General features: G+C 66.5%; 4 protein-coding genes. All 4 read left to right on the top strand.

Annotated features, from left to right (window positions below; all coding sequences use genetic code 11):
• The first annotated feature begins 202 nt into the window (after nucleotides 1–202).
• Complete coding sequence (locus WAX14_RS22795; RefSeq protein ID WP_422630314.1) at nucleotides 203–1,156, top strand: acyl-ACP desaturase; 954 nt, start codon at nucleotides 203–205, stop codon at nucleotides 1,154–1,156.
• A gap of 137 nt (nucleotides 1,157–1,293) precedes the next feature.
• Nucleotides 1,294–2,436: a tRNA dihydrouridine synthase DusB gene (gene dusB / locus WAX14_RS22790; RefSeq protein ID WP_422630313.1), complete on the top strand. Its 1,143-nt coding sequence runs from the start codon at nucleotides 1,294–1,296 to the stop codon at nucleotides 2,434–2,436.
• 783 nt (nucleotides 2,437–3,219) lie between these two features.
• Complete coding sequence (locus WAX14_RS22785; protein WP_422630312.1) at nucleotides 3,220–5,193, top strand: LCP family protein; 1,974 nt, start codon at nucleotides 3,220–3,222, stop codon at nucleotides 5,191–5,193.
• Between the two features lie 97 nt (nucleotides 5,194–5,290).
• On the top strand, nucleotides 5,291–5,995 hold the full coding sequence (gene phoU / locus WAX14_RS22780) for a phosphate signaling complex protein PhoU (RefSeq protein ID WP_422630311.1): 705 nt from the start codon (nucleotides 5,291–5,293) through the stop codon (nucleotides 5,993–5,995).
• Nucleotides 5,996–6,022: the final 27 nt, after the last annotated feature.

Raw genomic sequence — 6,022 nt, 5'->3', positions numbered from 1 at the left:
GTCGCCGCCCCTGTTCGTTTCCTACGAACCTGTACCGTGGACACAGAGTCGGTGTGATCTACAGCACTCCCCGGAAACGGCGGGTCGCACAACGCCGATCGTCGATACAGTTCACCGAATGCAAACCTACGGTCCCGTAGGATGTGTGGCGCCGATCAACCGCAGGCAGCCAATCAACCGCACACAACGGAGGAAAATCGGAATGACGCGAGTCTTGACTCAGCTGGAGCTACTGCGCGAGCTGGAGCCCGAAGCGGAGGCGAACGTCAACCGGCATCTGTCCATGACGCGCGACTGGCACCCACACGATTACGTCCCCTGGGACGAGGGGCGCAACTTCGCGGCGATGGGCGGCGAGGACTGGGACCCGGAACAGTCCCGGCTCGGCGAAGTCGCCAAGGCCGCGATGATCACCAACCTGCTGACCGAGGACAATCTGCCGTCCTATCACCGTGAGATCGCCGAGAACTTCTCGCGCGACGGCGCGTGGGGAACCTGGGTCGGTCGCTGGACCGCGGAGGAGAACCGGCACGGCATCGTCATGCGCGACTATCTCGTCGTCACCCGTGGTGTCGACCCGGTGGCACTCGAGAACGCGCGTATGGAACACATGACGAACGGCTACAGCTCGCCGGGCAACGCCGGAATGCTGCACTCCGTGGCATACGTGACGTTCCAGGAACTGGCCACCCGCGTGTCGCACCGCAACACCGGCAAGGCCTGCGACGAACCGATCGCGGACAAGATGCTCCAGCGCATCGCGGCGGACGAGAACCTGCACATGATCTTCTACCGCAACATCTGTGGGGCCGCCCTCGAGGTCGCGCCCGTCCAGACTCTGCAGGCGATCACCGAGGTCCTGACGAACTTCCAGATGCCCGGCGCGGGAATGCCCAACTTCCGTCGCAACGGCGTTCTCATGGCCAAGCACGGCATCTACGACCTGCGTCAGCATCTCGACGAGGTCGTCCAGCCGGTGCTGCGGAAGTGGAACCTCTTCGACCGTGACTTCGGACCCGAGGGTGCGCAGACCCTCGACGAGCTCGGTACGTTCCTCGAGGATCTGGAGCGCCAGGCCACGAAGTTCGAGGAGATGCGCGACCGCTCGTTGGCCCGTGAGGCCGCGCGCCGCGAACGCGCCGACGCCACCGTCTGACCCGAGCGATTCCGTGCCGGTGGTATCCACCGGATATCCTGTGCCCGGCACCGAACGATTTCGGTGCCGGGCACAGTTGCTCGGTTCGGGCGATTTCCCGCGCCCATCTTCCGACATCTCTTGTTTCCGAGGTTTGTATGTCCCGCCTTCGCATCGGCTCGCTCGAACTCGACAGCCCGGTCGTGCTGGCCCCGATGGCCGGCGTCACCAACGTCGCGTTCCGCACCCTGTGCCGAGAACTCGAACTTCAGCGCGCAGGCAGCACGTCGGGTCTGTACGTGTGCGAGATGGTGACCGCCCGCGCGCTGGTCGAACGCCACCCGGTGACGATGCACATGACGACCTTCGGAGAGACCGAGACCCCGCGGTCGCTGCAGCTCTACACGGTTGATCCCGACATCACGTATGCGGCTGCCAAGATGATCGTCGACGAAAATCTCGCCGACCACATCGACATGAACTTCGGCTGCCCCGTTCCGAAGGTGACCCGCAAGGGTGGCGGTTCGGCGCTACCGTACAAGCGGCGACTGTTCGGGCAGATCGTCGCGGCCGCGGTCCGCGCGACCGAGGGCACCGAAATTCCGGTGACCGTGAAGTTCCGGATCGGGATCGACGACGAACATCACACTCACCTCGACGCGGGACGTATCGCAGCGGCCGAGGGTGCGGCAGCGGTGGCCCTGCACGCACGCACCGCGGCGCAACGCTACTCCGGCACCGCAGACTGGAACGAAATCGCGCGTCTCAAAGAACACGTCACCGGCGTGCCGGTGCTCGGCAACGGAGATATCTTCGACGCAGCGGACGCCGCGAAGATGATGGAGCAGACCGGTTGCGACGGCGTCGTCGTCGGTCGCGGCTGCCTCGGTCGGCCGTGGTTGTTCGCGGAACTGTCCGCTGCACTGAGCGGCCGCGACGTCCCGACGCCGCCGACGCTCGGTGAGGTCGCACAGATCATGCACAGGCATGCCCGACTGCTCGCCGATCACCACGGTGAGGACAAGGGCATGCGTGAAATCCGGAAGCACATCGCCTGGTACATGCGCGGGTTTCCGGCCGGATCCGATCTGCGCAACGGTCTGGCGCGTGTCTCGAGTCTCGTCGAACTCGACGATCTGCTCGACCGACTCGATCCTGACGTCCCGTTCCCGAAGGACGCCGAGGGACCCAGGGGACGTCAAGGCTCGCCCAGTTCCGTTGCGCTGCCCGAAGGGTGGCTCGACGATCCCGAGGACACGCTTGTTCCTGTCGGCGCCGACATGATGCACTCGGGCGGCTGAGCCGGTCGTCGACCGGCGGGAGCCGATTCCCGACGGATGTCTCGAAGCGGCGGCACTCGATCAGTATCATGACTAGGTCGCCGACACGGCGGATGCAACGGAAAGCGGGACATCCGCGGAGAGGCGAGGGAATCGGTGGGTGAGGAGCACGATTCGGGCCTGCCCGACTCTCGCGCTCCCTGGGAACGTCCGCTCGCGGACAGCACCTACCGAGAGTCGCACTCCGGCCAGGCAGACCGGCACGACCCGGACCAGCCGAATCGACGGCACAGCGCCCCTGAAACCCCGTCCCGCCGGACCGAAGGACGCAACCGCAGGGCTGCACAGCCCGGAGATTCCGAGCAGCTCACCGTCGCAGACCTGATGAACAAGGTCGGACGAGACAACGCTCCCGTGGAACGCCGGGAACCGTCCGCCGCTCCACCAGCCGAATCGGGCCGACCACCGGTCACCGCGGTTGAGCCGCCGCCCGCGCTGCCGACGCCTCCTGTTCCGGCGGCGCCTCAGGAACGACGGGAACCGTCGGCCCAATCTTCCGTCGCGGTGCCTGCACCGCCTGTCGTACCGGCACCGCCTGTCGTACCGGCACCACCTGTCGTACCGGCACCACCTGTCGCGCGGTCCACCTCGCGGTCTCGACCAGCACCACCAGGTGAGTTCGCCCACCCCCGACCCACCGCACAGCCCAAACCCACCGCACAATCACGGCCCACCACACAGCCCAAACCCACCGCACAATCACGGCCCACCGCACGGCCCCGCCCCGCAGCACAGTCACGGTCCGTGTCGGCCGCACCGCCGCATCCCCGCGCCGCTCCACCCGCGCAACCGGATCCGGCCGCCGAGCTCACCCGAATCACCGAACCTCCCCGCGGTATCGCGCAGCCCCCCACCCTCGAGCAAATCCGCGCAGCCGAGCAAATCCGCGCAGCCGAGCAAACCCGCATCACCACGTCGTCACCACTCACCCCGTCGTCACGCAGCGCTCCTCCGTCGTCACGCAGCGCTCCTCCGCCGCCACGCAGCGCTCCCCCGGTCCCCGACGACGAACCGACCGTGCAGATCGAAGCGGTGGGCGGCGGTCCCACCTACGACGCTGCGTCCGGCGGCGCCTCGTCCGACGAGCCCGCGATAGTCGAGGACACAATCGCGGCGACGCCCTCACGCGCAGTGCCGCAACCGGCTGGGAAGACCGCCGGGCACAGCAGACTCGCGCTCGGCAAACGCAGACGCCGGAACCGGCTAGCGGTCGCGGGCCGGACCGTGGTTGCGTTCGCATCGGTGCTGGCTCTCGTCGGCACCGGCGGCATCTGGGGTTACCTTCGATCCACCGAAGCAGGTTTTTCTCAGATCGCCGCGTTGGACACCGAATCCACCGACATCGTCGACCCGATCGGGCAGACCGGCGACGAGACCTACCTGATCGTCGGCACCGACACCCGCGCGGGCGCGAGCGGGTCCATCGGCGCAGGCACGGTGGTCGATGCGGAGGGTGCGCGTGCCGACACCGTCATCCTCGTCAATATCCCCGCCGACCGCAGTCGCGTCGTCGCGGTGTCGTTTCCCCGCGACCTCGATGTGAAACGTCCGGTGTGCCGCGGTTGGGACAGCACCACCGGCGACTACGCGACCGAGACGTTTCCGGCCGCCGATGGTGACAAGCTCAACGCCACCTATGCATTGGGTGGCCCGATGTGCTTGGTGAAGGTGATCCAGAAGATGTCCGGTCTGAAGATCGGGCATTTCGTCGGGATCGACTTCGCCGGTTTCGAGTCCATGGTCGATGGCATCGGCGGTGTCGAGGTATGTACCTCCACGCCACTGATCGACGGTGAGCTCGGCACAATCCTCCCGGTAGCGGGCAGGCAGACCCTCGACGGCAGGCAGGCCCTCGACTACGTCCGTGCGCGCAAGGTCGAATCCGAAGGTAACGGCGACTACGGCCGGATCACCCGGCAGCAGAAGTTCCTGTCGTCCCTGTTGCGGTCCGCACTGTCGAACAAGGTGCTGCTCGATCCCGGCAAACTCAACAGCTTCATCAGCGCGTTCACCCAGGCCACCTTCGTGGAGAACGTCAACACCGAGTCACTGGTCAAACTCGGCCGGTCGCTGCAGAACGTCGACGCCGGGGCCGTGACGTTCCTGACCGTCCCGACGGACGGCACCAACGATTGGGGCAACGAAGTCCCGCGCCTGGACGACATCAACGCGATCTTCCACGCCATCATCGACGACGAGCCGCTGCCCGGGGAGAAACGCGACCATCCCGCGCCCAGCGATTCTGCTGCCGGCGCCGAGGAGACCGCGGCTACGCCGGTGCCGGACACGCTTGCTCCCCAGGAATCGGTCGACACGGCCTACATCTCGCTGCAGGTGTCGAACGCATCCGGAGTCGCCGGCCTTGCCGCGGGGACCGCTGAGACGCTCGGCATGTACGGCTTCCCGATCTACGGCGTCGGCAACTATCCCGCCACCAGCTCGCACACGATTGTGCGGTTCACTCCGGGACAGGAAGCCCAAGCCGCGACGGTCGCGTCGATGATCCCCGGTGCGGTGCTTCAGCAGATGTCGACGTCGGTCGATCGGGACGGCATCGTCGAACTCGTACTCGGCTCCGATTTCACCGGCACGATCGCCGAACCGCAGGTTCCCGGAACGATCCTCGCACCGATGCCCATCGAGTCCGCGCCGGCAGGCGAGATCGAACTTCCGAGCGATCTCGCGGTGACGAACGCCGGCGACGACTCCTGTAGCTGACGGAAAGGCCTCGCACCGGCAATTCGGACCGGTCGTTCACCGAGCATTCATCCGCCGCTCGTGACGCGGCTTGATTTCCGCCGTAGGCTGCGGGATTATGCGCGTCGCCTACAACGAACAGATGACCGAACTCGCCGACCTCCTCGGACAGATGGCCGGTCTGGCCGGCCTGGCCATGGAACGGTCCACCGAAGCCCTCCTCCACGCAGACTTGCCCACGGCCGAGATCGTCATCGACGAACACGACAAGATCACCGACCTGAGCGCGATCTGCGAGGAGAAGGCCTTCGCCCTACTCGCCCTCCAAGGACCGGTTGCCGGCGACCTGCGCGCCGTCGTGAGCGCCATCCAGATCGTCGCCGACATCGACCGGATGGGGGCGCTGGCCCTGCACGTGGCGAAGGCGACACGTCGACGCCACCCCAACCACGTGCTTCCCGAGGAAGTGAACGGCTACTTCGCCGAGATGGGCCGCATCGCAGTGGCCCTGGGCGCCGCCACCAAGGAGATCCTCGAAACCCGCGACCCGGAGCGGGCCGTGCGGCTGCACGAGGAGGACGAGGCGATGGACGACCTGCACCGTCACCTTTTCACGGTTCTGATGGATCGGGAGTGGGATCACGGTGTCGCCGCCGCCGTCGACGTGACCCTGCTGGGCCGGTTCTACGAGCGCTTCGCCGATCACGCGGTCGAGGTCGGTCGTCGGGTCGTCTTCCTGGTCACCGGCAAGCTTCCGACCGACGAAGACTTCCGTGCGTTCCGCACCAAGATCGACAACTTGACCGTGTATCCGGGCCAGTAACAGCACCGACGCCTGTGGCCCGGCCGG

It is taken from the genome of Rhodococcus sp. (in: high G+C Gram-positive bacteria) (assembly GCF_049299235.1).
In the GTDB taxonomy this organism is placed as follows: Bacteria; Actinomycetota; Actinomycetes; order Mycobacteriales; family Mycobacteriaceae; genus Rhodococcus.
The sequence above is the reverse complement of the archived record's forward strand: the minus strand, read 5'-3'. Positions and strand labels throughout refer to the sequence as shown.

Bases quoted from the DNA above. Each gene is read 5' to 3' on its own strand.
- WAX14_RS22795 (WP_422630314.1), top strand. From the start codon at position 203: ATGACGCGAGTCTTGACTCAGCTGGAGCTACTGCGCGAGCTGGAGCCC.
- dusB (WP_422630313.1), top strand. From the start codon at position 1,294: ATGTCCCGCCTTCGCATCGGCTCGCTCGAACTCGACAGCCCGGTCGTG.
- phoU (WP_422630311.1), top strand. From the start codon at position 5,291: ATGCGCGTCGCCTACAACGAACAGATGACCGAACTCGCCGACCTCCTC.